Origin of the sequence: Actinoplanes subtropicus (assembly GCF_000721705.1) — a bacterium.
Classification (GTDB): Bacteria; Actinomycetota; Actinomycetes; order Mycobacteriales; family Micromonosporaceae; genus Actinoplanes; species Actinoplanes subtropicus.
This window is the reverse complement of sequence record NZ_JOJL01000011.1, coordinates 330935-357167: the sequence shown is the minus strand read 5'-3', so window position 1 is coordinate 357167 and position 26233 is coordinate 330935. Positions and strand designations below refer to the sequence as shown.

Sequence of the window (26233 nt, the reverse complement as noted above, 5' to 3'; positions counted from 1 at the left end):
AGCGAGGTACCGTCGGCAGTGGCGGTCGGAGTAGAGGCCGGCCGCCGCCCTGTCCTCTACCAGGGAGCACGCAGATGCCGCGTCGCGCCGTACCCATCGACCCCTCGATCGGTGACCGCATCCGAGGTCGCCGCGAGCTGCGCCGATGGAGCATCCGTCACGCCGCGAGCCGGGCCGGTATCGCGCACACCACCTGGTCCCGGATCGAGCGCGGCGAACTGCGCACCGACCGGTACATGGTCGCCGACATCGCCGCGGCGCTGGAATGCTCGATCGCGGACCTCACCGGCCAGCCGTACACCCCGGCCGACCGGCAGCTTGAGGCGGCGCACATCGCCGCCGAGCGGTTGTGGCAGACCATGATGGCGCTGCCCCTGGACGAACCGCCGACAGCCGGAAGCCCGGCCGAGCGCGACCTGTGGGCCGAGGCTGAGCTGATCCGCGATCTCTACGCGCGCACTGACTATGCGGGCGCCCTGGGCCGGCTCGTCGGCCTCGCGCCGGCCCTGCACACCGCCGCCCACGGCCCCGACTCGGCCACCGCGTTAACCGCCGCCGTACAGGTCTACGGGGTCGGCATGGGCGCCCTGCTGAACCTCGGCCACCCGGCATACGCGTGGCTGGCCGCCCAGCGCTGCACCGAGGCCGCGCAACGCCTCAACGACCCGGCCGCCCTCGCGGTCGCCGCCGTGAACCGTGGCCGGGTGAGCTCCCACACCGGCGCGTTCGGTCCCGCCCGGTCGATGGTGGAGCGCGCCGCCGCTGAGCTGGATCAGCACACGGACTCCCCTGCCGCGTTGGACGTGCTTGGCTTCACCCACCTGGCGCGAGCCCACCACGCCACCGGGATGCGCGATCAGGCCGCCGCCGCCGACCACCTCGCCGAGGCCGGCCGGCTGGCCCAGCGCACCGGCGAGACCGAGGCGTGGGATCTCCAGTGGGGACCGCGGAACGTCAGCCTGTGGACGGTTTCCCACCAGATCGACACCGGACGGCCGGGTGAGGCCGTGGAGACCGCCACCGGGCTCGATGTCGCATCGCTGCCCGCCGTACGCACCGTGTACCTCTACACCGACCTCGCCCGGGCCCTGACGGACGTGCGCCGCGACGACGAAGCCGTCCGGATGCTGCTCACCGCCGAGCGGGTAGCGCCGCAGCACACCCGTTCCTCGGCCGCCGCACGGGAGACGGCCCGCGCCCTGCTGCACAAGGCACGTCGCGCCTCAGCCGTGCAGGGTCTGTGCGAGCGGATGGGCGTGGCGAACTAAGCCCCCCTTGGTGCGTAACCGCACCACCTCACCCGCGCCCCGCCCCTACCGTCCGTATTGGCGGCGGCGGGTAAGCGCGATCCCGCCCCAGCGAGGATCGGTCCGCATTCCCGTCGTCGCCCCGCCGGCATCTGTCGGCGGCCTCCGGGCGAGAGGCGACGCGAGATGAATCACTGGACCGGCCATGGACCGGTGCGGCGCTGGCGTACGGGCTGGCTGCGGGTGTGGTGCCGGTGCGGCATGGAGGTGTACCCGTGCCCGGCGTTGATCGCGCAGCAGCGGCACCAGGCCGCCCTTGAGGAGGCCCGGGCCTGGCGCGACGAGGCCCGAAGCAGCTTCTTCGGGATCCGCGGTGAGTGAACTGCCGCAGCTGCGCAGGCCTGGGCGAGCGGTCACCGCACGGGCCAGCCTGCGGCAGCTGATGGAAGCCGAGCGGCTCGTCAACCAGTACCCCTACCCGCCGTTCAACGGCTGGCAGGTCTATCAGGCCGTGGGCGAGGCGCGGGACTTCGCCGAGCGTGGGAAGGTCCCCGCTTGGCACTTCTGGGCCGCGTTCTGGGACCTAGCCGAGCCGGTGGCCACCGGCGAGACCATCGATGACCTGGTGACAGCGGTCCGTGCTCGGCAGGAGCAGATGTACGCGCAGTTGCCGCTGCCGTTACGCAATCGCCGCCTCCTCGCCGAGAAGGAGAACTGGCCGTTCGGCGTCGTCGACGACTGCGAGGAGCTCGAGGCGCAGTTCCCGGCATGGTCAGTGTGGTGGCGGCCGGAGGTCGGCTACGTCGCCCAGCTCGATGTGCCCATGCACCGATGCGAGCTGACGGCAGCAGACCGGCACGAGCTGGACGTGCTCATGGAGCAGGTCCCCCAGCACGACTACAGCGTCCGAGGCTGCGCCTGGTGCCTGGCCCGGCTGGAGCAGCGAGGGTGAGCGCACCCGACGTTTTCGGCCTCGGCGAAGTGGCCGAACTGCTGGGCGTCGACCGGTACCGGGCGTACCGCGCGACGCTCCGGCCGGACTTCCCGAGGCCCTGCTCGATCTGTTCCGGGCGGCGCGTCTGGTACGGCCCCGAGGTCCGGGCGTGGATCGCCGAACACCCTGAGGTGGCCGGCCGACCGGCTTGAGCGCGGCGACCCTATTCCGCGAGGGTCTTGTCGGCGGCCTTGACGATGCGGTCGAGCGGGCTGCCCGGCGCGACGGCGGCGTTCGGGCTGTCGAGGTGGTCGCCAACCAGGAAGCCGCGCAGGTTCGAAGTGTCGTTGAGCTGCTGACCGAGCGTGCGGTCGGGGTGGCCCGCGTTGCCGATCTTGTCGTTCAGCCCGACGACCTCGGCGAGGATGTCCTTCTTGAGCTGGGCGTACTGCTGCTGGATCCAGACCTTGTCGGCGGCGGTCATGGCCACGGGAATCTCCTCGAGGTGGTAGTCGAAGCTGGTGTCGTTGTCGGCGGCCTGCGTCCAGGCGCCCTCGATGTGGACGTGGTCGGTGTGCGGGTCGCCGTCGAAGCTCTCGGGCTCGAACCCTTTGCGCACGTGGTAGATCCGGCCACGGTGGATCAGATAACGGACCACCGTGCTGAGCTTGGGCAGCCTCACGAGGTGGTCGACGAGATCCTGACCGGTGACGCCGTCGCCCAGATCGGCGGCGACGTCCAGCGCGCGGACCTCGGCGAGGGTGTCGGGGTCGCCGTCCCAGGCCGGCCGTGATCCGGGCGTGTCATCGGGGTTGTGCCCGGAGGTGCGCTTGCGGTGCGCCTCGTCGCCGATCCACCCGTCCGGCCGGCGCCGGTTCGGGAAGGCCATGTCGATCTGCCGTTCGAGGTTACGCAGGCCCAGCGTGAGGACGGCCATCAGACGAGCCCCTGCCGCTTCGCCTCGGCGACGGCCCGGACGGCGATGTCCTGCCGCTCGGCCTCGGACAGGCCGTTGGTCTGGTGGTCGATTTTCGCGAGGACTTCGTTCTGCGCTGCCGTCTCGGCGTGTACGTCCTCAACCTTGCCGGCCACAGCGCCGCCGACTGCCGCGCCGCCGCCGATGCCGGCCAGGATGCCGACCACGCCGAGGATCGCGCCGGCGTCCCAGTGCGCCACAGCGGCGAGCACGACGGCGACTGTGCCGAGGACGGCAATCAGGCCGACGGTGGGCCAGGTGAGCTTGTTCATGGTGGCTCCCTACAGGTACGTGGTCACGATGCAGACGCCTTTGGCGCCGGCGCCGCCGTTCTGGGCGCTGGACGACGCGATGTTCGCGGTACCGGATCCGCCGCCGCCGTAGTTCGACCCGGTCGCGCCGGTGGCCAGGACGGTGCTCAGGGCCTGCCCGGACAGCATCGACGCCCCGCCGTCGCCGCCGGTGACGACTGTTGCGGAGATGGCGAATCCCCGGGCGCCGGGCTTGCCGTCGACCCGGTAGTTGCCGCCGGTACCGCCGGTACCGCCCGCCCGGCCGGTGCCGCTGGAGGAGAACTGTGGCGCGGTACCAGCCGCGCGGATGCTCCCGCCGCCTCCACCCACAGCCGTGATCGTCGACCCGAACGACGTCGTGCCTCCGCTGCTACCGGCGGCCGGGGTGGCACCGACGCCACCAGCCCCGCCCGCGCCGATGGTCACAGTCACCGTGCTGGCGAGGTCGTCGGCGTCGTACCAGCCGGAGGCGTATTCCCCGCCGCCTCCGCCGTCGCCGAAGCTGATCTGCGATGCGCCCGTGGCGCCCGCGCTGCCGCCTCCGCCGCCTCCGCCGACGACCTCGACATGCACGATCTTCGCCGAGGCCGGTTTGGTCCAGGTCCCCGAGGATGTGAACACCTGCACGTCGGGGGTTTCGGCGGACATGGCGTTGTCCGCGTACGTGGGGTCACCCGCCGCGATCAGAGCCATCAGAGCGCCCACCTTCCGGGGGTAGCAGCGTGGATCGGTTCGTTGGCCGAGAGCGACTTGCTGACGCCGTTGACGGACCGGGTTACGGTGGCGGCCTGGTCGTAGCCGCCGGACACCAGCGCCGCGGCGCCCATGCTGGTGACGGTGAGCTGCTCGCCGGAGATGATGACGTCGTAGGGCGTGGCCGTCGACCAGGTCACTTTCGAGCTGAGCGACCGGAACGTGAGCGATGTCGCCGAGCTGCTCACCCCGGTCTCGAGGAAGTGCGTCGCCGAGTCCCAGCGGCTGGACGTCGAGTCCCACACGCCGACCTGGAACTGCTGGTCGGGCGCGCACGTGAACGTGATGGTGCGGGTGTGGGTGCCGATCGTCTCGGTCCAGCCGAGCACCTGCAGCCGGACGGTGTACTCGCGGAACCCAGTGATGGTGATGACGCTGCCGACGTCGACGGCCTCGATCTGCGCGATCCTCGCCGGGGCGAGGGCGGCCAGGTTGATCGTGAGCTGCGGGTAGCGGGGCAGGTTCACGGTGCCCCGTTTGAGCCACCAGTTCGCCAGCGGGGGCAGTCCGGTGGTCTCGTTGGCCACGCACACGTTCTTCGTCTGCCGGTACTCGCCGATGCCGTTCGGCGGGTTCTGGGTACCGAGCGGGCCGGTGGTGTCGGAGACGGTGTACTCGCCGCCGTCGCGCTGCGACACGGTGATGACGTTGTGTGGGTTCAGGTCGTCGGTGACCTCATCCGGCAGGGCGGGCAGGTCGGCCGGGATCAGCGCGAGCGGTGTCCGGTTGTACCGGTCGGCGCGGGAGCGGAAGTACAGGCGCAGTTCGCTGACGTAGTCGAAGATCAGGCCGTCGTCGGTGTCCTGGATCTCCTTGAGCAGGTTCGGGAACGTGTCGACGGCCTGCGGGCCCATCGGCGCGGACAGGTCGAAGCTGGGGCTGACGTAGTAGGGCACGCCCAGCTGGTCGCAGAGCCGCCCGAACCGGTAGGAGGCGCGTTCGCCGATATGCCCGGTCCACGCGTCGAGCCGGTCTCCGCCGAACAGGTCGACGCCGGTGTGGGAGACGTCGGTGCCGATGACGTGCCCGAGCGTCGATCCGGCGGGGATGCCGTCGCCGGTAGAGGCGTCCCACCAGTCCAGCACCGACGGCACCCCAGCGTAGGAGCCGGTATTGAATCCGCCGGCTGACCGGTCCGCGTTGGTCCAGTTCACGTTGATCGTGGTGGAGCCGCCCGAGTACACGGCGTCGATGGAGATCAGCGTCCACTGCGACCAGTCGTAGCTGCCGTAGGAGATCGGGTGGGTGTAGCTGGCGCCAACCCCGGTTAACGGGTTCACCGAGGCGAACGTGTCGATGGTCTTGCTGGTGGTGTTGAGGAACAGCGACCACTGGGAGCCGTCGGTCGTGGCCCAGGCGAACACGAGGTTGTCGCCGGCCACCAGCGGCCCGTGCCGGACGGCCCACGACAGTTGCCATCCTGACGTGGAGGAGGCGGTGGTCCTGGCGAAGTACGAGCCGGCTTCGGACGGGTCGGAGCCGATGTCCATGAGCGGTCCGGAGCCGAGCGGCCGGTACTGCGAGTCGAACGCGACGTTGCTGATCCCGTTGGGCAGCAACCTGTCGTTGAACGTGCCCGGGGTCGGCGAGAACAGCTTCGTCGACCCGCGCGCCTGTTCCAGTGGCCAGTATCCGGTCACGTGGCTGAGCTGGTCGTTGTGGTAGCGAAACGGCGACGGGAGTTGCTTGGACCACTGGCCGATGCGTTGCAGGATGCCGCCGCCCTCGACGTCCACCCACGCCCGACCGCGCCTCGGGCTTACCCGGAAGTCTGGGGTCTGACCGGCCGCCCACGACGACGCCTCGACGACGGCGCGGACGGTACCGCCGACCGACACCCGCATCGGCGTGTTCCGGCCGGCCTTGCCGTAGATCGGCGACTGCGGGTTGGACGTGCGGTACCGGTCGTCGTCGTTGGCGAGGGTGCAGGAGATCGAGCACGGGCGCAGCGATGCGGCCTCGTCGGACTGGCCGCGCTTGATGACGATCGGCCCGTCGGCGAACACGTCATCATTGGCGGCCAGGTCGTGCCACGCCGCGTCGTAGAAGAGCTCGACGGCTACCTGCTGCTTAGGCATTGAGGCCGCCCAGAGCGCCAGCGTCACCGCCGCGGCGACGAACGCCCTTGGTGACCGCGTCCACGAGAACATCTCGATCGATCCTCACCACGACGTGGACGGTGTCTGCGTTGTTCTGGCTGGCTGGGATGACCCGCTCGCCGGCCTGCAGGACGGCGAGCATCTCGGAGCCTGGCGCGCCGGGCACGCTGTCGATGCCGGAGTGGAAGTGCGGCAGGTGCGGCACGCCGATCGAGTTGCCGCCGATGCCGGGCACCCAGCCGGGCACCGTCCAGTTCAGCCGGCCGACCGTGTTGTTCCAGGCGTCCGCAACCCAGTTGAACGCGGCCCGGAACGGCGCGGCGATCGCACTACCGATGGACTTGAATACGCCCGCGATCCAGCCCGGGATCTTCTTGATGAAGTCCCACGTGTTCGACGCGGCGTGCTTGATCCAGTCCCAGGCCGCCGCGCCAGCCTTCTTGACGGTGTCCCAGTGCTTCACCAGTAGCACGACGATCGCGATCAGGGCGCCGATCGCGAGGATGATCAGCCCGATCGGGTTGGCGTCCATGGCGATGTTCACCAGCCACTGCGCGGCGGCCCACACCTTCGCGCCGATCGCCGCGGCCTTCTGTACGACGGCCGTCGCGATCGTGGACGCCTTCATCGCTTCGGTCGCGGCCGTCACCAGGCCGATGACACCGACCAGGCCCTGCAGCAGCGGCGCGTACGCCTCGATGCCCTGCGCCCACTTCTCGGTCTCCGGCGGGTGTGCCTCGCGCATCGCGTCGTTGAGATCGAGCTGGGCGTTCTTGCCGTCGCGCAGGGCCTGCGCGGCGTCCTGCTGGGCTTGCTTGCCGTCCTCGGTGGCCTGCTGCGCGTCCTGCTGCGCTTGCCGCACATCCTCGTTGGCCTGTTTCACCTGGGTATTGGCGTCGGCAAGGTCCAGCGCCGCCGCCCGGGCTTCCTGGGAGTTCTTGCCGTGTTCCTTGACGGCCGTGGCGTAGGCGCGGGCGGCTGTGGCCGCGTCGAACTCGGCGCGCTTCACATCGTTCTGGGCCTGCTCGACGTCGATCGCGGCCTGGCTGCCGTCACGCTGCGCCTGGTTGAGGTCCAGCTGCGCTTGCCGCAGATCCCGGGCGGCCTGCTGACCGTCCAGCTGGGCCTGCTCGACGTCGCCCTGCGCGCGGGCGAGCTTCTGGGCCTTCTCGTAGCCCTGGCTCTGGATCTGGTTGAAGTCGCCCAGCAGGCCGGACGCGTTCTCGATCGCGTCGGACATGCCGGTCACGCCCGCGCCGAGCTTGCCGATCTTGCCGGTGAAGTCGGCGGATCCCTTGGCCGCCTTGCTATTCTCCTCGGTCAGCCCCTTGGTGGCCTTCTCGACGTCATCGAGGGATCCCTGCGCCTGCTTGCTGGCCTTGGCCAGCTTCTCTGCGTCGCCGGCGAACTCCAGCTTCACCGTGTTGCCGGCCATCAGTCGCTCACCTGCAGCCCGGCGTCACGGGCCACGGCGACCAGGGCTTGGCCGAGGGCCTTCTCGATGTCGGGGCGGATCCGGCCGAGCGTGGGGTACAGGTAGCGGCCTTCCTTGAAGAACGGCCGGTGCACGCTCTTGTGGACGCCCGTCTTGCCGCCGAAGTCAAGCCACGGGTAGTACGGGGCCTTCTTGCCGCCGACGGCGACGCGGGCGCTGGTCCGGGTCGACTGGGCCTTGAGGCTGGCCTGCGCGGCGCCGGTGCGCCGCGGGATCTGCTTGCGGGTCTCGGCGACCAGCAGATCGGCGACGCCGTTCAGCGCGAGCCGCAGGCCCTTGGGCGCTTCGGAGTCGAGTTTGCGCAGGCCGCGGTTGAACTGAGCCAGGCCCTCGATGCCGACCTTGACGTCCACAGTTCACCTCCCGGCCAGTTCCCGATCCTGCTGCTCGCGTGCGTAGTAGACGTTCCAGGCCATGTACTCGTCGTTGGAGATCGTCCGGTGCAATTCGGCCACCGTGCGGCCGAATTTCGCCGCCAGGAAGAAGTCGAAGGAGTAGCCGGGGTCAGTCTGAAACCTCAGCCACTTCGCTTTTCTGGGCGCCCTCGCCGAGCCCGGACAGGTCCCGGATCGCCTCGGACAGCGCCTTGAAGTCGCCGCCGGCGCGGCTGTTGCGCTGCCACGCCTCGACCTGCGGCAGCGTCAGCTTCGGCTCGAGCACGGCCGACACGACGTTGCGGCGCTCGATCAGCCCGGCGTCCTCGGTGCCCTTGCCGTTGAAGATCAGCTCGTAGCGGGACAGGCCACGGAGCCGGACCACCTTGCCGGAGGGCAGGGTGAAGTCCTCGCCGTCGCCGAGATCCCCGGCGATCAGGTCGTCGGCGCTGCTGTATTCGAGCACCATCGTCTCCTTCAGCCCAGCGGGTACAGCTTGTAGGTCACCGTGCTGGTGACCGAGTGCGTGACGGTGACGTTCCCGGTCGACGGGTCGGCCTGCTGCGGATGGATGCTGAAGATCTTCGACGTGCTGGCGGCGACAGCGCCGCCGCCCGCAGTCGCTGCGGCACCCGTGTTCGAGACGGAGGCGTCGGAGATGGACACGGTGTCCGAGGACGCGTTCCCGTTGATGATCTCCAGGTACGCGCCACGACTGCCCAGCAGCGTCCGGGCGATGGTGTCCGTCGAGGCGACCGCCGAACCGGAGGTCGTAGTGCCGCCCCGGGTCGGGGTGGTGGCGGAGAGTGCAGCCATGATCGCGGCTCCTTACTGCGGAGTGGAGTTGACGTCGTCGGACCCGGTCAGGTCCACCGACCACTTGACGTAGTCGGCGACCGGGTGGGTCTGGGAGTACTTCTTCACCAGCACGGTGACGGAGTCCTGCGGCAGGCCCACGCCGGTACCCTCCGGCTGGTGCACGAAGGTGACGTTCGTGCCCACCAGCGGCAGAATCAGCGCACGCGGGCCGGTGCTGGCCGCCGAGTCGTAGAAGCCGGAGACGGTGAACGAGCTCTTGAGCAGGCCGCCGCCGAAGACGTGGCTGTTCTTGCCGTAGGTGGTCAGGTCGTGCTCGTCGGCCTCGATGTCCACCGTCGAGTTCTCGGAGTAGGCGGTCAGCGCCGTCCCGTTGAGCTTGACGACCGTCTTCTTGCCGTGGATGTTGGCCATGGTCTATCCCCTTCCTGAGCCGATGGCGTCGGCCTCGAACATCGCGGCCAGGTAGTCGACGCCGGCGATCGTCACCACGTCGAAGCTGCAGCGGGTCACCGTGAGGTCGTCGCACGACGTCCAGGTGTGCGCCTCCATCGCGGCCTTGACGCTCGAGCTGCCCGACCCGGCCGCCCAGCCGGCCACCGTGTTGCGGGCGGACCGTTCGGTGGCCTTCCCGGCGACGAGCACGAACGGGATCCCGGCGATCCGGTCGACGCCACGCCCGTACGTCTGGTCGTACTCGATCCGGTCCGGGTACGAGACGACGCCCGCCGGTGCCACCACCGACCCGGGCGGCCACGCGGTCACGCGCAGGCCGGTGATCGTGGTCAGCACGCCGGCCGCCTCGTCCATGATCGCTGCGAGGTTCACCGGTCACCCCAGCTTCCGCGGCCGGACCAGGCCGGCCAGGGACACGGCCACGTCGGGGTCGACCCGGGCCAGCAGCCGCAGCTCCGAACCGGTGGCCGGCGACCCGGCGATCCCGTACGGGGAATCGCGGCGGGCGACGAACCGGGAGCTCTGCAGTTTCGCGGCGACTGTCACTTGGGATGGCACGGCGGTCCATCCCCACGACCCGGTCGGGGCCACCTCGCCGTCGACGCCGGTCGGCTGGATCTCGGCGTCGACGGCGAACACCAGCCGCGTCCACGGCTTGCCCTCGGCCGCGGCGTTGCGCGGCTCCAGGGTGTACTTCGTGACCGTCGTGGAGCCGACCAGCACGGTCAGGCCGGTCGTGGACATCAGGTCGTCGACGTCGACGACCCACAGGCCGCGCCGGCAGGAGAACCGGGCCGTGTAGGAGCGCTGCTCCGGGGCGTCGACCTTGCCGAACTGGCGGTTGCAGCACAGATCGATCGCCCGGGACGCCGCGGTGACGACAGCGGGCAGCTCGGCATCGTCGACCGTGTCGCTGATGCGCAGGGACGCCTTCAGCTCCGCGGTCGTGATGTAGTCCGGCTTCCACGCCACCGAGGCCTCGCCTATCCCAGCGGACTCGACAGGCGCGCGGCGCCGACGGTCACGTTCGTCACGGCCGAGTAGGTGATCGCGACCGAGTCGCCGTAGCGGTACGAACCGCGGATCGGGACGACCGCGATGCCCGAGGCGTTCACCACGTACGGGGTGCCCGCGATCGTGACGGTCTTGCTGGACGCGTCGCCGTTGCGAACGACCACGACGACCGGCAGCTCCCAGCCGCCGATCTTGACGCCGGCGGGCGCGCTGTCGCCGCCGCCGTTCGCGGCGACCATGTTGACGTTCGCGATGCCGGCGCTCGCGTCGTCGACAGCCAGGACGGCCATGTCTCACTCCTCGGTCTCGAGAACCCACCCGCGGCCGTCGCCGCGGTCGACGTGGCCACCCGCCCGGCGCACCGGGCCAGCCGCCTGCTCCAACTTGGGGTCAGCTGACCCCAAGTCCTGCTCGTGCTGTCGCGCGGCCGGGGACTCCCCGCGCTGGGGAGTCCGCCGGGCCGTACGGCCAGCCATCAGGTGATCCGGATCCCGGACAGGCCGACCGGGCGCAGCACCTGGGTGGCGAAGTAGCCGAACAGAGCCAGCTCGATCAGGGCCGGGCCCTGCTTCTCCTCGAACCGGAAGGTCAGCAGCGGCGACTCCCACACCCACGCGTCGAGCGCGTTGAGGATGAAGATCTGCGTGTCGGTCGCCGCCACACCGGTCATCGCCCAGGCCGGCACGAACGGCAGGCCGTCCACGTTCCAGCCCTGCGTCACCGCGTTGCCGAGACCCGAGGTGTTCTGCGCGCCGATGCTGGGGAAGATCGGCCGGCCGGTCGAGTCGGTCGACGACGCCAGGATCGTCGTCGCGTTCTGTCCCATCAACGCGACCTGCGGGCTGGCGAACCGGTTGAACGGGTACGCGGCCAGCCGGGACCGGATACCAGCGATCAGTGCCGGCGGCGTTCCCGTCGACCCGACGAACGTCGCGGCCTGCGCACCGGAGGGCACGAACCCGGTGGTGATGGTGCCGCCGGTCCCCGACGCGCCGTTGAGCAGGGTGTAGACCTTGCCCTCGGTCTGCCGGTTGTAGGACTCCATCATCGCGTTCAGCGCGATCTGGTCGATCGCCGGGTTCGCGGCGTCGACGATCTCCCGGGACAGCACCAGCCGGCCGGAGATGGCGCCCGGGGTGACCGTCTTCGTCGCCAGGGTCAGGCTGCCGTCGGTCGGGTTGGTGCCCTCCGTGTTGTCCACGGTCGCGCCGGAGAACGACGTGAACGTCGGGATGACGAACGGGGTCGCGTTGCTGATCGTGCCCCGGGACAGCGCCGACACCATCGGCCGCTGCTGCGCCAGCATCGGCACGAACAGGTCGGGCCGGTAGCCGGGCGGGATGACCTGCGACGCGTTGCCGGTCGTGACCGTGGTGAACTTCTGCAGCCCGTTCGCGCCGTAACGGACGACCTCGTTGGCGAGCTTGGCCATCTCGTCGGTCTGCACCCGGAACCGGCGCAGCCGCTCGATCGCGTCGTCGTCGCGCTCCCGGATCGAGTACCAGGCGTCCTTGACCAGCGAGTGACCGGACCCGTCGAGCGGGTACACCGGCGCCTCGCGGGTGACCACGTACCGGGCCGCGCGGACCGGCTGCGGGCCGCCGTTCTGCGGGTCGTGGAGGTTCTCCAGCGCCGTCTTGATGCCGGCGGAGAACGACTCGCCGAGCGAGGCGGTCAGGCCCTCGGTGAGCTTCTGGTGCGAGTCGGTGATCTTGTCGGCCAGCCCGGACATGTACCCGTCGAAGTCGAACGCGGCGTCCGGCTGGCCCTTGCCGACCGCGGTGGTCGTCATGGGCTGCCCTTTCTGGTTGTCCCGGCTGGCCTTCACGGTCTCCAGCCGCGCGTTGTCGAACGCGGGGGTGCCGGTCAGGGCAGCACCGCTGAGATTTGCCTGGCGCACCAGGCGCACCGATTCATCGGTCGGGTCCGGCTGCCACGAGTTGATGTCGGCGAAGTTGACCTCCGCCGAGAGCCCGTCGAGGATGCCGTCCTCGGCCTGCTGCAGCACCCGATCCCCCTCAGGGCCGCGGCCGACGCGGAAAGTCGCGACGAGCCCGCGCGCGGCGGACTGGAAGCGAGTGCCCACGCCGATCAGGTCACGGCCGTCGTGGTTCAAGTTCAACTTCACGCGGCTGGGGTCGGACCAGCTGACGCTGTCCGGCGCGAACCGCCACTTCGCGAAACCGTTGTCCCCGACATCGCCCCAGGGAATCAGCGTGCCGGTGATGGTGCGCCGGCTCGCGTCGACCTGGAAGTCCTCGGTGGACGCCTGGAACTGGATGCGCAGCGGCTCCGAGCCGCTGAACTTCACCGTCACGCCGGTCTCCTTGCGCTCGTTCTGGGCCCCGCCCGGCGCCGGGGCGGCCGGAGCCGCAGGAGCCGGCGGCATCGGGGTGAGGCCGGCCTTCTGCGCCGGGGTGAGCGGCGGCTTGTCCTCCAGCTCGCGGACCTCGTCCGGGGTGTACGCGCCGACCTGCTCGCCGATCTGGTAGGCCTGCATCCGGGTCAGGGTGTCGCCGCGCAGGAAGCCGGCGAAGTCGGTTCGGGTGCAGTAACCGCGCGGCAGCACATCCCGCATCGACATGCGCTGGTCGAACGCGGACAGGTAGGGACCCAGGGTGAAGTTGATCCGGTCCTGGTTGCGCTGCTCCCGGTTCGCGTACGTCCGCGAGGTCGTCGAGACGCCCAGGTCCTCGGCCTCGAGGCCGGCCGCCCGGGCGATCTCCAACACGGCGTGCTGACGCTGGTCAGCCAATTGCAGCTGCTCCGGGTTCCACGACAGCGTGTTCGCCTTCAGCGCCTGCGGGATGTACGCCCAGCTCTGCGCCGACCGCTGGGCGTTCCACTGGTCGAGCAGCTCCTGGATGTCGTCGTCGTCGACCGGATCTGCGCCGTCGGCCGGGGTGAAGTAGCCCAGCGGCTGCGGGTCCCGGGCGTACAGCGCGGCGGCCTGGTCGAGCAGCAAGCAGGTACGGATGGCCCGTGCCGCGTGCACCAATAACGGCGGATTGGGCGAGTCGATCCGGATCACCTCGTTGTCGGCGACCGGCCGCCCGTCGATGTAGACCTGCCCGCCGCGGGGGTACGGCTCGTCCGGGGTGATCTGGCGCTGCGACGGGAGCAGCGGGCCAGCCGGGGCGACGCTCACGCTGCTGACCGGGATGTGCCGCGCCTCGATCGGGTAGCCGTGCCACCCGAACGCCGTAACCCGCAACCAGGCCACCGAATCGAAGAACAGGTCCTCGAAGACCTGCGCCTTGACCACGACATTCGCGATGTCCGGGTCGATGTTCCCGGAGGGCAGATAGGTCACGTCGGTGACCTCCCGCTGACCCGGGCCGAACACCCGCGTCGGCAGGCTCGCCAGCGGCGAGCAGATCATGTTCCGGGCCCGCGCCACGGCCGGCACCTGCAGCGCCAGTTGCCGGGACACCGGAGGCGCGAGCGTCCCGCCGCCGGTCATCGCCTGGACCAGGTCCAGCGGGACGTTGAGCGAGAACCGGGCCTGCGGGCGCGGCGCCGCGAGGGCCTGCTCACCCGCTGGCCGGCCCAGCCGCAACACCTTCCGCCAGTCCACGAACCGAAGGTTAACCTACCAATTCACTTTCGATTCATAGGCTCGCTGGTGAACTGGCCTACGATTCTTCGGCAGCACGCCTGGCGACGACGATCCGGGGCTTCCCCACCTGCGGCCGTCGGCAATCCGAAATCGCCCATACAGCCGCCTTGATCGCCTCAGCGGCACCAGAGGAGACCATCCGCGGCCCATCCGCGCCCGGCATCGTCCGCGCCGACAAAACCTGGCCCGTGAGGTACTCACCGCCGCTGTGGCGAACCACGTCCTCCGCCAGCAGCCGACGCAGCTCCTGCACCGCCGCCCCCGTGCGGCCTTGACCTTTACGGACCCGCACCCCGGCCAATGCCGGATCCTCCGCCAGGCTCGCGCCCACCGTCGCCGTACGCCGGAACCCGGCCGCCGCCAACACCGCAGGCACCTCGGACAGACCCGCCACCGGCCGCACCGACACCACCACCTGGCCGCCGGTCCGCCACACCAACGCCACGGATACCCCGTCACCGAACCAGCTCTCGACCGCCGCGGCGTCCGGCGCGCGATCCGGAACGACGGCGACCAGCGCCGACCAATCGTCCGGGCTCACCGCCGCGTCACCGCGCTCAACGGCGGACGGGCGAAGCTGCCACACGTTCAGGTACTGCGCCAGGAAACCCTGCATCGGATCAGGGTCGTCGGCCTGCGGATCAGCCTCACCGGCCAACGCCGCGGCGTACTTCGCGGCAATCATCCGCCGCCGATCCTCCGACCAGTACGGCGACGCCGCCCGCCACACCGCCGGGTCACCCGGATCCGCCACCGCCCCGACGCCGGCCGCCCACAGCATCAGCAGCGTCTCGCCGTCGTCGATCGTCAACGCGTCCCGGATCCGCTGCTTCATCAGCGAGGTGGCACGGCGGTGCGCCGTGCTGGTCAGGTGCAGCTGCGCCCAGAGGCGCTCCAGCATCGCCGGCTCCAGGCCCTCGCTGACCGTGTCCGGCTTGACGTCCCACGCCTCATCGACGACGCCCAGGCCGACGTCGTAGCCGTAGACCCCATCTTGGGACCGAACGAGCCACCTGCTCCCGTCCGGCGCCTCCAACGCCTCCTTGCCGTTGCTTCGGCTGACCGTCCACTCCCGCGCCTCCGCCCACCGCCACGCCCCCCGCTGGATCTCCCGGCAGATCGGCAGGTCGCTGCCGCAGTGCACCACGGTCTGCACCTCGCCGATCTGGTCGGCGTGAGCCATCCGCCACAACGCCAGCCCACGCACCCGCACCGACTTGCCCGCCCGGCGAGGACACGACTCCACCACCGACCGCCAGCTCAGCGACCCGTCCGCGCGATGCTCCAGCTGCCGCGTGATCGCCAACCGCTGCCACCACCGCAGCCGGATCCCGAGCTCCGACTCGATCCACCCGACCGCGTCCGCCCCGTACGACCCGACGGCGTCTTCGGCCGGAAGCGACATGGCCAGCGGCGGCGCGGCGTCATCCGGCACCTCCAGGAACGGCCGCAACCATGCGTACTCGGCCAGCCGCACCGGATCCCACGCCAGCTCAGCGCGGGGAGTCACCACCTGATCACCCTCGGGGAGAGAGAAAAGGACACGGCGGCGGGTGTCCGCCGGGTCGCTCTGGGGAAACTCGGGCTCGCCGATCGCGAGGTTGCAGCTGCGGCACGCGCTCACGACGAACTGCGGGTCGTCCCCGGTCACGGCGCGGCCGTAGACGTGGTGGGCGTGGCCGGCGTGTGGCCCGGTCAGGTCGGCTCGGCCGGTGCACTGGTGCGGTGCGGCGCCGGACCGGTCGCACCATCCGTCGGCGTGGGCGCGGCAGAGGTAGCCGTCGCGCGCCAGGACGGCGGCGCGGGTTGCGCGCCACCGCCTGGTGCTGCCGTCTGCCCAGCTGCTCATCGCCTGCGCGACCAGGCCACGGCGAGGATGAGGGTGATGGCGACCAGCGCGAAGCTGGCGTTGTTCCCTAGCTCGATGGTCATCGGACCAGCGCCCACACGCTGAGGATGAACGCGGTGACGCTGAGGCCGGTGCTGATCGCGAGGATGGCGCTGGTGATCTGCACGGCGGTGGACGGTTTCATGTGAGAGTCTTCCTTCCTGGGCCGGGCGTGTTAGAGGCACGCCCGGCCCGCGTGGTCAGTTCTCGGTCAGGTGGTCGCAGATCTCGGTGTGACCGCAGTCCTTAGGCCCATGGACGGCGGCGTCGTACTCGCTGGACGCGACGATTCGGCCGTTGGGCAGGCGCACCAGGACGCCGGCCTCGACCTTGGCGTCGATGACGTCCTGAGCGATGGCGACTCGATCCGCGCGGCGCTGCTCTTCCTCGTCCCGCAGGTAGGGCAGGTGATCGAGCCAGACGATGCGGTTGGCGAGCCAGATGATCCGCGAGGCGGCCCTGAGGCGTCGGCTGGGCAGTTCGGAGCGCACGCTGTAGGGGCCTTCGCCGTTGATCTCGCTCTTGAGTTCGGCGAGTACGGCCTCGAAGTCGTCCTCGTCGACGATGTCGGTGGGCTTGGTGCCGAGGCCCTGGCAGTGCTTGCAGTCCTCGGTCTCCTGGATGTCGGTCATGGGTCAGTTCTCCTTCGGTGGGCTGATGACGAATCCCCTGGCTTTGAGCAGTTCCAGGGCGTTGCCGAGGTGGCGTGTGCAGAGCAGGATTTCGGCCTGCGCCGAGGTGTCGACCGGCTCTCCGGTGCACTGGTTGCCGTGCCGGGTGACGTACCGGCACTGGTCGCGGGTCATGCGGTCCTCCAATCGGTGAGTCGCTGGGCTTTGCGGCAGTCCGTGCACCAGAGCTCGCCGGTGCGCGGGTGCTGCTGGTTGCCGCCGGCCATGCCGTGCTCGCACGGCGGCTGGCCTTGGCGGTGCTTGCGGTCGGCGTCGTCGTTGGCGCGCTTGGTCGCGGCGCGGTGCTCGACGAGGTAGCGCTTCAGGTCGCCGCCCTCTGCGAACTTGCGGAGGAACGGGATCCAGGTGCGCACCCGGTACGCACCCTGGCGCTCGTTGTCGATCCTCTTGACGATCGCCTCGGCTTCCTCGGCGGTAGCTCCGGTTGCTTCGGAGATGAACGCTTCGGCGCTGCTGCTTTTGGAATAGCTAGGAGAAGCAGAAGAGAAGGGGGAGGTTCTGACACCGCCATCGGGTGTCACAACACCGCCATTGGGTGAGGTGACACCGCCATAGGAGTTCATAGGCGGTGAGAGAACCCCGCCTAAAGCGGGAAGCCGGTAGGTGGTCTGGTGGCCCTTCACCGCGTAGATCACCCTCTCCTTCTTGTCCTTACCGATGGGGACGCGGACCTCGAGGTCGCGCTTCGCGAGCCTCTGGAGGATCGACTTGAGCCCGTCGTCGCCCACCCCGACAATCTCGGCCAGCACCCAGCGCCGCCGGCCGTTCTCGCCTGTGCACTGGTACGCCTCGCGTGTGTTGGCGTCGGCGGCCTCGGCGATGGCGAATAGCGTTGTCCGCTCGGCGGGCGTGAGGGCGCTGCCCGGCAGGTAGGCGACGACCTCTCTGATGAGCTGGATCGCCACACGTCACTTCGATTCGCTGGGATCGACCTCGACGAGATCTGTGACCCCCTCAGGCAGTTGTCCGGTGCGGTCGAACTCGTCGACGTCGCGCAGCAGCTGCATGAGCGCTTTGCGGTGCTCAGAGGTGTTGGGCGGAGACGATTGATCTCCGCCGTTCCGGGCTGGATCTCGCGCGGGTGGCATGTAGCCGTTCCACTGCTCGGCCGCCTTGTAGCCGAAGATCTTGCGGAGCCGCTGCTTCGCCCACTCGTGCTTGAGGACGCGCTCTCGGCGGTGCTGGGCCTGCTTGCGGGCGTCGGCCTGGAGCCGTGCGAGTTCGGCCTTCCGTGCTGCGGTGGCGGCCGGCATGACGGCCCAGAGGGAGGACGCCCGCGGCGGGACGGTCGCCTCCACCTCAGGCCGTCGCCTTCTCGTCCTCGCCGCGGAGCCACGCTTCGACGGCGGATTCCGGGTAGAGCACGCGCCTACCGCGTTTGATGCCCTTCGGGCCGGTGCCTTGCATGCGCCAGTAGCGCACGGTGCTCGGCCCGGTGCGGGCCAGCACAGCCACCTCTTCGGTGGTGAGGAACTTCTCCATTGGAGCTCTCCCATGCACTGCTGCATCTCCATCGGATGCGGCTGAGCATGATTCAACACACCGAGACTCTTCCCGTCAAGCATGGGTGCATGTAGTCTCCATGCCGTGACGCATAGCCAACGCGAGCCAACATTCGGGGCAGGCTCCCCATCTCTGGAGGAGCGCTTCGGACAGATGGTCCGGCGCGTTCGGGAGGCCCGCGGATGGTCTCAAGAGACGCTCGCGAGCCGCCTCAAGGAAGACGCCGATCTGACCATTGACCAGAGCGGCGTTGCTCGAATCGAGTCCGGCAAGCGGGCGATTCGGCTCAACGAGGTGCAGGCGATCGCCGCGCTGCTCAACATCGATCTTCGACTGGGCCGAACCCCAACGAAGTCAGAAGCAGAGGAAGCAAACGTGGCAATTGACGAAGCGACCGCACGCCTCGCCGTCGTCGAACGTGAATTCAAAGATGTTTCCAGGCAGGCCGACAGGCTAAGAGCCGAACTCGGGAGCGCGGAGTCGAGACTCCAGGAATTGCATGTGCGGCGAGCCGAGATCACCGCCATTCTTCAACGCCTGGAGCGCAACGTCTACGACGCAGCTAACGCCCGTAAACGACTCGAAGAGATGACGGCCGATGGCGACCGTTAAGCGCTCCCCGAACGGCAAGAAATGGCGGGTCCGGTGGTACGACCCGGACGGTAACGAGCGGGCCAAGGATTTCGACCGGAGCCGGGACGCCAAGAACTATGGCGCCGACATGGAGGCGTCCAAGGCGAAGGGTCGGTACGTCGACCTGTCGAGCAAGACCACCGTCGCTGAGTACGCGCGGCAGTGGGCGGAGATGCGCCCGCACAAGGAGAGCACCGCGAAGCGCGTCGAGTCGACGATCCGCAACCATGTCGAGGGCACGCGGTTCGGGTCGATGCGGCTGGTTTCCGTACGCCACTCGCACGCCCAAGCGTGGGCGACCGGGCGGGCGGCGGTGCTCGCTCCATCCACGCTACGGGTCGTGGTCTACACCGTCTCCGCCATCTTCAAGGCGGCGATCGCGGACCAGCAGCACCCTGGGCTGTCGCCGTTCCTGAACGTCGCCCTGCCGGAGCAGCCTCAGGCGCGGCTGGTGCCGTTGTCCGTGGCGCAGGTCCGGGCGCTCGCCGACGCAGTCCCGGACCGGTGCCGCGCCATGGTGATCACGCAGGCGGGCTTGGGGCTGAGGCTCGGGGAGCTGCTCGCGTTGACCCGCGAGGACGTCGACTTCTTGCGCCGGCGGGCGAACGTGCAGTGGCAGTTCCGGCCCGGGAGCCGCAAGCGCGTACGGCCGAAGACGAAGCTGTCGGAGCGGCCGATTCCGCTACCTGGGTTCGTCGCTGACGCGTTGGCCTTGCACATGAAGGAGTACCCGCCGCTGCGGGACGGTTCGGTGTTCCACAACTCGCGTGGCGGTGTGTGGACGCACGCCGCGTACGGGACGAAGGTCTTAGGCGACGCGGTGGAGCGGGCCGGGCTGCCCGAGGGCACGACGTCGCACGACTTGCGGCACCACTTCGCGAGCGTGCTGCTTGCCGCCGGTGAGTCGGTGGTGGCGGTGGCGGAGTGGCTAGGCCATGCGAACGCCGACCTGGTCGTACGGGTGTACGGGCATCTGATGCCGGACAGCGATCAGCGGATGCGTCAGCGGATGGATGCGGCGTGGGCTGATGCGGACCAGGTGCGGACCGCCGGACCGCTTCAAGCGGTCTGAGCTGCCCGAACAGAGAGGAGGTAGAAGTTGCCGTAGAACATCTGCCCGGTGATCCCGAAGAACAGCGCGCCGAGGGCGAGGTTCCCGGCGCTGAACCGGCCGTTGCGGAACAGCCGCGGGTCGAACGACGGCTCCGCCGAGCGCCACTCGAAGACGGTGAACGCGGTCAGCAGCGCTAGCCCGGCCAGCATCGGCGCCCACACCCGCCAGCGCGCCCAGTCGGTGTTCTGCCCGGCCTCGATCAGGCCGTACGCCAGCAGGGCCAGCCCGGCGGTGGAGAGCACCAGCCCGATCGGGTCGGGGCGGCGGCGGGCGGCCAGCTTCGGGTTCGGCACGACGAGCGCGATCCCGATCAGCGCGATGGCGGCCACCGGCAGGTTGACCAGGAACACCGACCCCCACCAGAAGTGGTCGACGAGCAGCCCGCCCAGCAGCGGCCCGAGCGCGACCCCCACCCCGCTCGAGGCCGACCACGCCGCGATCGCCCCGGCTCGCCGCTCGGGCGGGAAGGTGGCCCCGATGATCGCCATCGAGGTGGGCATCATCATCGCGCCGCCCAGCCCCATCAGGCCGCGGGCGAGGATCAGGCCGGTCGCGTCGCCGGCCCAGGCGGCCCAGATCGAGGCGGCGCCGAAACAGAGCAGGCCGAGCACCAGGATCGTGCGGTGCCCGTACCGGTCGCCGAGCGCGCCGGCGGCGAACAGGGCGGTGGCGAACAGCAGCGCGTACGCCCCGACCGCCCACTGCAGCTGGCCCGGGGTGGCGCCGAGCCCGGTGCGCGGGTCGGCGATGCGCTCGAGGGCGATGCCCAGGATGGTGGTGTCGATCCAGATGAGCACGGCGGCGAAGACGAGGACGGACAGCACCCGCCGCTGCCGCGGTAGGCTTATTGACAGGTCCCTGACGGTCATGAGCTCACCCTCGCAGGATTGTCAGGTACCTGTCAATAGGACGCTGTCGCACAATGGGCGGGTGACACAGAACTTGGGCTGCTCGACCTTTCTCGTCCGCCATGCCTGGCTGGCCCTGCGGGGCGTGGTCGCCGAGGCGCTCGTCCAGCACGACCTGTCGGTGGCCCAGTTCGCCTCGCTGCTGATGCTCGACGAGGTGCCCGGGCTGTCGGTCGCCGACGTGGCCCGCAAGGTGTCCACCGCGCGCCAGTCCGCCAACGAGATGCTCGGCGGCCTCGAGCGGGCCGGCCTGGTCGAACGCCGGCCGCACCCGAGCGATCGCCGTACCCAGCAGATCTTCCTGACCGACGCGGGCCGGCAGCGGCTCGCCGAGGCCGTCCCGACGGTCCAGGCGGTCGAGGCCCGGCTCGCGGCCGGTTTCACCGCCGAGGAGATCGCCGTGGTCACCGCCTGGCTCGAGCGGATGACCGAGGCCCCCGCGCCGGGCGAGGAGATCTCTACTCTGTAGACCTGGCCGGGCAGACCACGAGCGGGTCCGGGGCCGGGACGCGGGCCGCCGGGGAGCAGTCGAAGCGCTGGTTGAGCAGGGCCCGCACCTGCGGGCCGGCGGCGTTCACGTCGAACCATCCCTTGTGGATGATCACGTACCGGTAGTGGTGGCCGGGGTCGGTGAGGCAGCGCAGGTTGTCCTGGTAGCTGGGGAACGCGGTGACCCGGCTCCAGGTGTTCGCCCGCTGCAGCCACTGCGGCGACGGGTATCGGCAGCTCGTCGGGTTCAGGATGGAGTGGTTGAAGGTGCCGAAGGTCAGGTAGAGCACCGGGGTGTCCCGGCCCAGCCGCTTGCTCAGGTCGACGAACCTGCTGTCGCTCGACGGCCGGTTGTAGATGTTGTAGTTGTAGCCGCCGAACGCGTACGGATCGCCGGGCAGCACCGCCGGCACGAGCGCGACGCTGAGCGCCACCACACCCGCCGCCCAGGGCAGCGCGGGCCTCGATCGGCCGGCGAAGAACCAGGTCAAAACCGCAAGGCCAAGACCGATCAGCTCGTACGCGAGGGCGACCTTGCCGTCGTGGGAGTGCCGCCACCCCGCGGGCAGGCGCAGCAGCGCCACGCTCAGCACGGTCACCGCCAGCGTTGCCGCGGCCAGCGGCAGCCGGAACGACGGGACCAGGGCGAAGGCGGCACCGACGACGCCCGCGGCGAGGACCGGGACCGCCGCGAAGTGGTACATGTAGAACTCGCCCTGCCCGTACGCGGAAAGCACCGACAGCAAGCCCGCGGCCAGCGCGACCAGAACGCCCAGCCATTGCGGCCGGCCGGCCGGCAGGCGGCGGATGAGTCGGGCCGCGGCGGCCGGCGCGACCATGACCAGCGGGTTGAGCACGGCGATGTCGCCGATCGCCACGTACAGCCGGTGCAGCTCGGCCAGGCGGATGCCGTGGATCGGCGAGTTGTCGACGAGGTTGGCCTGGTCCCGCAGCCAGATCCACTCCCAGGGCAGGAAATGCCTGGTCACCAGGTACCACAGGCCGACGAAGACGAGCGCCGAGAGCGTCGTCCAGGCGGCCCGGCGCCGGTGGAAGACCGCGATGATCAGCAGGGTCAGCAGCGCGACCGGGAAGGTGGCCAGTTTGACCGCGACCACCAGCATCGTGGCGAAGCCGCCGAGCAGCACGCCGGCCCAGAGCCGCCGGGGCAGCAGCGCGGCGCCGACCGCCAGCACGCCGCAGAGCGGGGCCACCCAGTCCGGCTCGAGGAAGTGCCAGGGCGGCGAGACGATCAGCGCCAGCGCGGTCGCGGCCGCGATCCCCACCGCCGCCGGCCGCCCGGCGACCCGTCGCACGCCCAGGAACAGCACGGCGGCGACCGCCAGGATCAGCACGTACGTCTCGAGCCGGAGCACCAGGTGGCCGGCCGTCGGCGAGTCGCCGACCAGCAGCCGCCGGCCCCCGTCGAGGACGGCCATCAGCAGCTTGTAGACGACCGGGCGGGCGATGAAGATGTCCCAGACGCTGACGCCGCCCTTGCCGGCCGTCTCCAGACCGCCGAGGGCGTACGTCACATCGCCGTTGATGTTGGTGCGGATCGCCAGCCCGACGACGGCGAGGACGGCCAGCGAGGCCACCACGACCCCGGCGACCGGGCGCTCGGTGCGCCGCGCCTCTTCGACGTCGTGGTGCAGCGTGCTCATGCGACCCTCCGGTCGTTCCGTCGGGTCACTTCAGTCTTCCGCGCTGCTCGAGCCCCGTGTTGCCGGATCGTGGATTTCGGGCGGCGGCGGCCGCGTCCGATCCCCCGATCTCGCGAGCAGGATCGTACCGAAGGCGCGCCACCCGCCCTATCGATCGGCGAAGAGTCCTAGGACATTGCTAGCCCTCTCCCAGCATGTCCACAGCGTGCGGGCCGGCCCTAGCCCCAGGTGGTGGCGTGCTCGGCGAAGTCGGCGCTGTGCCGGGGAATCACGCACAGCAGGTGGCCGCCGGGGGCGCGGAGGATGCGGCACTCCAGCCAGCGGTCGACCTCGACGGCGCCGAGCGCGATCAGGCGCGCGGTCTCGGCCTCGACGTCGTCGGTCTCGAGGTCGACGTGGTAGCGGGCCTCGGCGTCCACCGCCTGGACGGCCAGGGTCAGGCCGGCGAGGGCACCGGGGAGCGAGGTGAACTGCTCCTCGCCGGGGACCGGGTCGGCGGGGACGCCCAGGGCGGCGGACCAGAAGGCGGCGGCCCGGCCGGCGTCGGCCGCCGGGACGTCGATCAGAATCGTGGAGAGACGGCTGCGGTGCACGGTCGGAACCTACCTCAGGGGCGCAGCAGCGCCGGGTGGAGCAGCGTCGCCGTGCCGCGGCGGTAGAGCTGGGCGGGACGGCCCCGGTCGCGGATCGTAGACTCGCCGGTGGGCTCGACGAAGTTCTCGGCGCCGGTGACCTTGCGGTGGAAGTTGCGCGGGTCGAGCTTGGTGCACCAGACCGTCTCGTAGACCGCGCGCAGCTCGGCGATCGTGAAGACCGGCGGGCAGAACGCGGTCGCCAGCGGCGTGTACTCCAGCTTGGCCCGGGCCCGCTCCCAGCCGTCGGCCAGGATCCGGGCGTGGTCGAAGGCGAGGGGGTCGCCGGCCGCGATCGGGCGCCAGGAGGCGCCGGCCGCGTCGCTGCCGGCCACCGGGGCGGGCAGGTCGGGCAGCAGGGCCAGGTAGGCGACCGTCACCACCCGGCCGCGCGGGTCGCGGCCGGGCGCGCCGTACGTGGCCAGCTGCTCGAAGTGCCCGGCCGCCGGGTCGACGCCGGTCTCCTCGCGCAGCTCGCGGGCGGCCGCCTCGGCGAGATCCTCGGACTCCAGCACGAAGCCACCGGGCAGCGCCCACTCCCCCTGGAACGGCGGGATCCCGCGGCGGACCAGCAGCACCTGCAGTTCGCCGTTGCGGATCGTGAGGAGCACCAGGTCCACCGTTAGCGTCATGTTGACGATAATAGCGGCATGCTTTATCGTCAGTGTGACGACAAAGAGCGAAGGGCGGCCGAGATGGCTGACGTGACACGACGACTGCACCTGCGGCACCTGCGGGGCACCCCGACCAGCTGGGTGCGCCACACCGTGGGCGGCAAGCCGCGGAAGCAGGGCACCGGGCTCTCGTTCTGGTACCGGCCGCTGACCGCGGTGCTCTCCGAGGTGCCGGTCGACGACCGGGAGCTGCCGCTGCTGTTCCACGCCCGCACCGAGGACTTCGCGGACGTGACCGTGCAGGCGACCGTCACGTACCGGTTCAGCGACCCGGGCGCGGCGGCCGGGCGGCTCGACTTCTCGATCGACCCGTACCAGGGCCGCTGGCGGGGGCAGCCGCTCGACCAGGTGGCCACCCTGCTGGCCGAGCTGGCCCAGCAGCCAGCCCTCGACCTGCTGGCCCGGCTGCCGCTGGCCGAGGCGCTGACCGCCGGCATCGCGCCGGTGCGGCAGGGGGTCGCGGACGCGCTCGCGCACGACCCACGGCTGACCGAGACGGGGGTGACCGTGGTGAGTGCGCGGGTCGTCGCGATCCGGCCCGAGCCCGACCTCGAGCGGGCGCTGCAGACGCCGACCCGCGAGCAGGTGCAGCAGGACGCCGACCGGGCCACCTACGCTCGCCGGGCCAACGCGGTGCAGCAGGAGCGGGCGATCGCCGAGAACGAGCTGCAGAGCAAGATCGAGCTGGCCCGCCGGGAGCAGCAGCTGGTCGAGCAGCGCGGCGCCAACACCCGGCGCGAGGCCGAGCTCGACGCGGAGTCGCAGCTGGTGACGGCCCGCGGCGAGGCGCAACGGCAGGAGGTGGCGGCCCACGGCGCCGCCGAGCGGGCCCGGCTCACCGCGGGCGCGGAGGCGGACGCTTCCCGGGTGCGCGACGAGGCCCGGGCCGCCGGAGCGCGAGTGGTCGGCCTGGCCGAGGCGGAGGCCGAGGCCGCCCGCCTGGCCGCCTACCGGGACCTGCCGCCGGCCGTGCTCCGCTCGCTGGCGCTCAAGGAGCTGGCCCAGCACGTCCCGGCGATCGGCGAGTTGACCGTGACACCCGACCTGCTGAGCAAGCTGATCGGGCGGCTCGGCGAATGAGCACCCTGAGCCCGCGGGTGGTGGTCGTGTCGCGGCGCAGCGAGCTCGACGAGCTGCTCGCCCGGCACGGCACCCGGGGCGCGGCCGCGTATTTCCTGCGGCAGCGCGGCCGCGACCTGGAGGAGGTGACCGCCCGGCACGAGGCGCTGCGGGCGGCGCTGACCGAGGTGGGCGCCGCGGTGCCGGCCGACTGGCGCCGCGGGCACGTGGAGCGGGCCGACCTGCCGCGCTTCCTGTTCGGGCCGGAGGACGTCGTCGTCGCGGTCGGCCAGGACGGCCTGGTCGCGAACGTCGCGAAATACCTGGACGGGCAGCCGGTGATCGGCGTCGACCCGGAGCCGGGACGCCATCCGGGCGTGCTGGTGCGGCACGAGGCGAAGGCGGTCGCCGGGCTCCTGCGCCAGCACGCCCCCAGCGAGGAACGCACGATGGTGGTCGCCCACCTCGACGACGGCCAGGAGCTTTACGGTCTTAATGAGGTATATGTCGGGCATGCGTCTCATCAGTCCGCCCGCTACGTGCTCGGTACACCGGATGGCCATCGGGAGCGCCAGTCGTCGTCCGGCCTGATCGTGGGCACCGGGACCGGGGCGACCGGTTGGTGTGCGTCGATCGCGCGCGAACGCGGGGCGGCGCCGAGGCCACCCGCCCCGGGTGATCGGGAGCTGTGCTGGTTCGTACGGGAAGCATGGCCATCTCCCACCACCGGCGTGCGGCTGGACGCGGGGTTGCTCGCCGGAGGCGAGGAGATCGAGCTGACGAGCGAGTCCGAGCGGCTGGTGGTCTTCGCCGACGGCCTGGAGTCGGACGCCCTGGAGCTGTCGTGGGGTCAGCGCGTGCGGGTCGGCGTCGCGGAACGGAGGCTGCATATGACTTGATC

At 70.5% G+C, this 26233-nt stretch carries 32 protein-coding genes; 9 read left to right on the top strand and 23 right to left on the bottom strand.

Annotated elements, in window-relative coordinates; translation table 11 throughout:
* Positions 1-107 precede the first annotated feature (107 nt).
* The 4 genes from IH26_RS0118195 (at position 108) to IH26_RS0118180 (ending at position 2393) form a co-directional block, all read left to right on the top strand.
* Complete coding sequence (locus IH26_RS0118195; protein ID WP_245665283.1) at positions 108-1268, top strand: helix-turn-helix domain-containing protein; 1161 nt, start codon at positions 108-110, stop codon at positions 1266-1268.
* 165 nt (positions 1269-1433) lie between these two features.
* The gene (locus IH26_RS59825) at positions 1434-1628 is read left to right on the top strand and encodes a hypothetical protein (RefSeq protein ID WP_157437244.1); all 195 of its coding nucleotides are present in this window, start codon (positions 1434-1436) and stop codon (positions 1626-1628) included.
* Entirely contained in the window at positions 1621-2199 is a 579-nt protein-coding gene (locus IH26_RS0118185; protein ID WP_157437243.1) for a hypothetical protein, read from the top strand. Before IH26_RS59825 ends, IH26_RS0118185 begins: the two co-directional genes overlap by 8 nt.
* On the top strand, positions 2196-2393 hold the full coding sequence (locus IH26_RS0118180) for a helix-turn-helix transcriptional regulator (protein WP_030437396.1): 198 nt from the start codon (positions 2196-2198) through the stop codon (positions 2391-2393). The genes IH26_RS0118185 and IH26_RS0118180 overlap by 4 nt, the downstream gene beginning before the upstream one ends.
* An 11-nt stretch (positions 2394-2404) precedes the next feature.
* Here IH26_RS0118180 and IH26_RS55905 read toward each other — a convergent pair whose 3' ends face one another.
* The 19 genes from IH26_RS55905 to IH26_RS0118065 form a co-directional block, all read right to left on the bottom strand.
* Positions 2405-3118 carry a hypothetical protein gene (locus IH26_RS55905; RefSeq protein WP_051808242.1) on the bottom strand — a complete coding sequence of 238 codons (714 nt, stop codon included), beginning with the start codon at positions 3116-3118 and terminating at the stop codon, positions 2405-2407.
* Positions 3118-3429, bottom strand: a complete 312-nt coding sequence (locus tag IH26_RS0118170; protein WP_030437394.1) for a hypothetical protein — start codon at positions 3427-3429, stop codon at positions 3118-3120. Before IH26_RS0118170 ends, IH26_RS55905 begins: the two co-directional genes overlap by 1 nt.
* Positions 3430-3438: 9 nt before the next feature.
* Positions 3439-4143 carry a glycine-rich domain-containing protein gene (locus IH26_RS0118165; RefSeq protein ID WP_157437242.1) on the bottom strand — a complete coding sequence of 235 codons (705 nt, stop codon included), beginning with the start codon at positions 4141-4143 and terminating at the stop codon, positions 3439-3441.
* The gene (locus IH26_RS0118160; RefSeq protein WP_157437241.1) at positions 4143-6281 is read right to left on the bottom strand and encodes a hypothetical protein; all 2139 of its coding nucleotides are present in this window, start codon (positions 6279-6281) and stop codon (positions 4143-4145) included. The genes IH26_RS0118165 and IH26_RS0118160 overlap by 1 nt, the downstream gene beginning before the upstream one ends.
* Positions 6274-7737, bottom strand: coding sequence for a phage tail protein (locus IH26_RS55900; RefSeq protein ID WP_051808240.1), 1464 nt, complete (start codon positions 7735-7737; stop codon positions 6274-6276). The genes IH26_RS0118160 and IH26_RS55900 overlap by 8 nt, the downstream gene beginning before the upstream one ends.
* The gene (locus IH26_RS0118150; RefSeq protein ID WP_030437390.1) at positions 7737-8150 is read right to left on the bottom strand and encodes a hypothetical protein; all 414 of its coding nucleotides are present in this window, start codon (positions 8148-8150) and stop codon (positions 7737-7739) included. The genes IH26_RS55900 and IH26_RS0118150 overlap by 1 nt, the downstream gene beginning before the upstream one ends.
* A gap of 151 nt (positions 8151-8301) precedes the next feature.
* Positions 8302-8640: a hypothetical protein gene (locus tag IH26_RS0118140; RefSeq protein WP_030437389.1), complete on the bottom strand. Its 339-nt coding sequence runs from the start codon at positions 8638-8640 to the stop codon at positions 8302-8304.
* A gap of 8 nt (positions 8641-8648) precedes the next feature.
* On the bottom strand, positions 8649-8987 hold the full coding sequence (locus IH26_RS0118135; RefSeq protein WP_030437388.1) for a hypothetical protein: 339 nt from the start codon (positions 8985-8987) through the stop codon (positions 8649-8651).
* 12 nt (positions 8988-8999) lie between these two features.
* Positions 9000-9401 carry a hypothetical protein gene (locus tag IH26_RS0118130; protein WP_030437387.1) on the bottom strand — a complete coding sequence of 134 codons (402 nt, stop codon included), beginning with the start codon at positions 9399-9401 and terminating at the stop codon, positions 9000-9002.
* A gap of 3 nt (positions 9402-9404) precedes the next feature.
* Positions 9405-9815 (bottom strand): hypothetical protein, encoded by a 411-nt coding sequence (locus tag IH26_RS0118125; RefSeq protein ID WP_030437386.1) that lies wholly within the window; start codon positions 9813-9815, stop codon positions 9405-9407.
* 3 nt (positions 9816-9818) lie between these two features.
* Positions 9819-10415, bottom strand: coding sequence for a head-tail connector protein (locus IH26_RS0118120; protein ID WP_051808238.1), 597 nt, complete (start codon positions 10413-10415; stop codon positions 9819-9821).
* Positions 10416-10426: 11 nt separating this feature from the next.
* Entirely contained in the window at positions 10427-10747 is a 321-nt protein-coding gene (locus tag IH26_RS0118115) for a hypothetical protein (protein ID WP_030437384.1), read from the bottom strand.
* Between the two features lie 185 nt (positions 10748-10932).
* A complete protein-coding gene (locus IH26_RS0118105) occupies positions 10933-14034 on the bottom strand; it encodes a phage portal protein (protein WP_030437382.1) in 3102 nt (1033 codons plus the stop codon).
* A 58-nt stretch (positions 14035-14092) separates the two neighbouring features.
* Positions 14093-15925: a hypothetical protein gene (locus IH26_RS0118100; protein ID WP_030437381.1), complete on the bottom strand. Its 1833-nt coding sequence runs from the start codon at positions 15923-15925 to the stop codon at positions 14093-14095.
* A gap of 239 nt (positions 15926-16164) precedes the next feature.
* Complete coding sequence (locus tag IH26_RS0118085) at positions 16165-16596, bottom strand: hypothetical protein (RefSeq protein WP_030437380.1); 432 nt, start codon at positions 16594-16596, stop codon at positions 16165-16167.
* A gap of 3 nt (positions 16597-16599) precedes the next feature.
* On the bottom strand, positions 16600-16770 hold the full coding sequence (locus IH26_RS59820; RefSeq protein WP_157437240.1) for a hypothetical protein: 171 nt from the start codon (positions 16768-16770) through the stop codon (positions 16600-16602).
* Complete coding sequence (locus IH26_RS0118075) at positions 16767-17561, bottom strand: hypothetical protein (protein WP_030437379.1); 795 nt, start codon at positions 17559-17561, stop codon at positions 16767-16769. The genes IH26_RS59820 and IH26_RS0118075 overlap by 4 nt, the downstream gene beginning before the upstream one ends.
* 3 nt (positions 17562-17564) lie before the next feature.
* Positions 17565-17954 carry a hypothetical protein gene (locus IH26_RS0118070; protein WP_030437378.1) on the bottom strand — a complete coding sequence of 130 codons (390 nt, stop codon included), beginning with the start codon at positions 17952-17954 and terminating at the stop codon, positions 17565-17567.
* 1 nt (position 17955) lies between these two features.
* The gene (locus IH26_RS0118065; protein WP_030437377.1) at positions 17956-18138 is read right to left on the bottom strand and encodes a helix-turn-helix transcriptional regulator; all 183 of its coding nucleotides are present in this window, start codon (positions 18136-18138) and stop codon (positions 17956-17958) included.
* Positions 18139-18243: 105 nt separating this feature from the next.
* On the opposite strand from IH26_RS0118065, the gene IH26_RS0118060 reads away from it, so the two are divergent.
* Together IH26_RS0118060 and IH26_RS0118055 are read left to right on the top strand one after the other, a co-directional pair.
* Complete coding sequence (locus IH26_RS0118060; RefSeq protein WP_211268669.1) at positions 18244-18771, top strand: helix-turn-helix domain-containing protein; 528 nt, start codon at positions 18244-18246, stop codon at positions 18769-18771.
* Entirely contained in the window at positions 18758-19864 is a 1107-nt protein-coding gene (locus IH26_RS0118055; RefSeq protein WP_030437375.1) for a tyrosine-type recombinase/integrase, read from the top strand. Before IH26_RS0118060 ends, IH26_RS0118055 begins: the two co-directional genes overlap by 14 nt.
* On the opposite strand, the gene IH26_RS0118050 is transcribed toward IH26_RS0118055, so the two are convergent.
* Positions 19852-20775, bottom strand: coding sequence for an MFS transporter (locus IH26_RS0118050; protein ID WP_245665267.1), 924 nt, complete (start codon positions 20773-20775; stop codon positions 19852-19854). The two genes, IH26_RS0118055 and IH26_RS0118050, sit on opposite strands and share 13 nt — an antisense overlap.
* Positions 20776-20836: 61 nt before the next feature.
* Here IH26_RS0118050 and IH26_RS0118045 point away from each other — a divergent pair, with 61 nt between their 5' ends.
* On the top strand, positions 20837-21283 hold the full coding sequence (locus IH26_RS0118045) for a MarR family winged helix-turn-helix transcriptional regulator (protein WP_030437373.1): 447 nt from the start codon (positions 20837-20839) through the stop codon (positions 21281-21283).
* Here the strand turns inward: IH26_RS0118045 and IH26_RS0118040 are convergent.
* From IH26_RS0118040 to IH26_RS0118030, 3 genes are all read right to left on the bottom strand, one after another.
* Positions 21273-22967, bottom strand: coding sequence for a hypothetical protein (locus IH26_RS0118040; RefSeq protein ID WP_030437372.1), 1695 nt, complete (start codon positions 22965-22967; stop codon positions 21273-21275). The two genes, IH26_RS0118045 and IH26_RS0118040, sit on opposite strands and share 11 nt — an antisense overlap.
* 218 nt (positions 22968-23185) lie before the next feature.
* Entirely contained in the window at positions 23186-23560 is a 375-nt protein-coding gene (locus IH26_RS0118035) for a VOC family protein (protein WP_030437371.1), read from the bottom strand.
* 14 nt (positions 23561-23574) lie between these two features.
* On the bottom strand, positions 23575-24231 hold the full coding sequence (locus IH26_RS0118030; protein ID WP_030437370.1) for an NUDIX hydrolase: 657 nt from the start codon (positions 24229-24231) through the stop codon (positions 23575-23577).
* Between the two features lie 63 nt (positions 24232-24294).
* Between IH26_RS0118030 and IH26_RS0118025 the strand changes: the two genes are divergently transcribed.
* Positions 24295-25353, top strand: coding sequence for an SPFH domain-containing protein (locus IH26_RS0118025; RefSeq protein ID WP_030437369.1), 1059 nt, complete (start codon positions 24295-24297; stop codon positions 25351-25353).
* Positions 25350-26231, top strand: coding sequence for an NAD(+)/NADH kinase (locus IH26_RS0118020; RefSeq protein ID WP_030437368.1), 882 nt, complete (start codon positions 25350-25352; stop codon positions 26229-26231). Before IH26_RS0118025 ends, IH26_RS0118020 begins: the two co-directional genes overlap by 4 nt.
* Positions 26232-26233: the final 2 nt, after the last annotated feature.

Bases quoted from the DNA above. Each gene is read 5' to 3' on its own strand.
- IH26_RS0118160 (WP_157437241.1), bottom strand. From the start codon at position 6,281: ATGCCTAAGCAGCAGGTAGCCGTCGAGCTCTTCTACGACGCGGCGTGG.
- IH26_RS0118030 (WP_030437370.1), bottom strand. From the start codon at position 24,231: ATGACGCTAACGGTGGACCTGGTGCTCCTCACGATCCGCAACGGCGAA.
- IH26_RS0118085 (WP_030437380.1), bottom strand. From the start codon at position 16,596: ATGACCGACATCCAGGAGACCGAGGACTGCAAGCACTGCCAGGGCCTC.
- IH26_RS0118055 (WP_030437375.1), top strand. From the start codon at position 18,758: ATGGCGACCGTTAAGCGCTCCCCGAACGGCAAGAAATGGCGGGTCCGG.
- IH26_RS55905 (WP_051808242.1), bottom strand. From the start codon at position 3,118: ATGGCCGTCCTCACGCTGGGCCTGCGTAACCTCGAACGGCAGATCGAC.
- IH26_RS0118065 (WP_030437377.1), bottom strand. From the start codon at position 18,138: ATGGAGAAGTTCCTCACCACCGAAGAGGTGGCTGTGCTGGCCCGCACC.
- IH26_RS0118040 (WP_030437372.1), bottom strand. From the start codon at position 22,967: ATGAGCACGCTGCACCACGACGTCGAAGAGGCGCGGCGCACCGAGCGC.
- IH26_RS59820 (WP_157437240.1), bottom strand. From the start codon at position 16,770: ATGACCCGCGACCAGTGCCGGTACGTCACCCGGCACGGCAACCAGTGC.
- IH26_RS59825 (WP_157437244.1), top strand. From the start codon at position 1,434: ATGAATCACTGGACCGGCCATGGACCGGTGCGGCGCTGGCGTACGGGC.
- IH26_RS0118025 (WP_030437369.1), top strand. From the start codon at position 24,295: ATGGCTGACGTGACACGACGACTGCACCTGCGGCACCTGCGGGGCACC.
- IH26_RS0118115 (WP_030437384.1), bottom strand. From the start codon at position 10,747: ATGGCCGTCCTGGCTGTCGACGACGCGAGCGCCGGCATCGCGAACGTC.
- IH26_RS0118050 (WP_245665267.1), bottom strand. From the start codon at position 20,775: ATGACCGTCAGGGACCTGTCAATAAGCCTACCGCGGCAGCGGCGGGTG.
- IH26_RS0118135 (WP_030437388.1), bottom strand. From the start codon at position 8,987: ATGGCTGCACTCTCCGCCACCACCCCGACCCGGGGCGGCACTACGACC.
- IH26_RS0118170 (WP_030437394.1), bottom strand. From the start codon at position 3,429: ATGAACAAGCTCACCTGGCCCACCGTCGGCCTGATTGCCGTCCTCGGC.
- IH26_RS55900 (WP_051808240.1), bottom strand. From the start codon at position 7,737: ATGGCCGGCAACACGGTGAAGCTGGAGTTCGCCGGCGACGCAGAGAAG.
- IH26_RS0118020 (WP_030437368.1), top strand. From the start codon at position 25,350: ATGAGCACCCTGAGCCCGCGGGTGGTGGTCGTGTCGCGGCGCAGCGAG.
- IH26_RS0118140 (WP_030437389.1), bottom strand. From the start codon at position 8,640: ATGGTGCTCGAATACAGCAGCGCCGACGACCTGATCGCCGGGGATCTC.
- IH26_RS0118165 (WP_157437242.1), bottom strand. From the start codon at position 4,143: ATGGCTCTGATCGCGGCGGGTGACCCCACGTACGCGGACAACGCCATG.
- IH26_RS0118130 (WP_030437387.1), bottom strand. From the start codon at position 9,401: ATGGCCAACATCCACGGCAAGAAGACGGTCGTCAAGCTCAACGGGACG.
- IH26_RS0118100 (WP_030437381.1), bottom strand. From the start codon at position 15,925: ATGAGCAGCTGGGCAGACGGCAGCACCAGGCGGTGGCGCGCAACCCGC.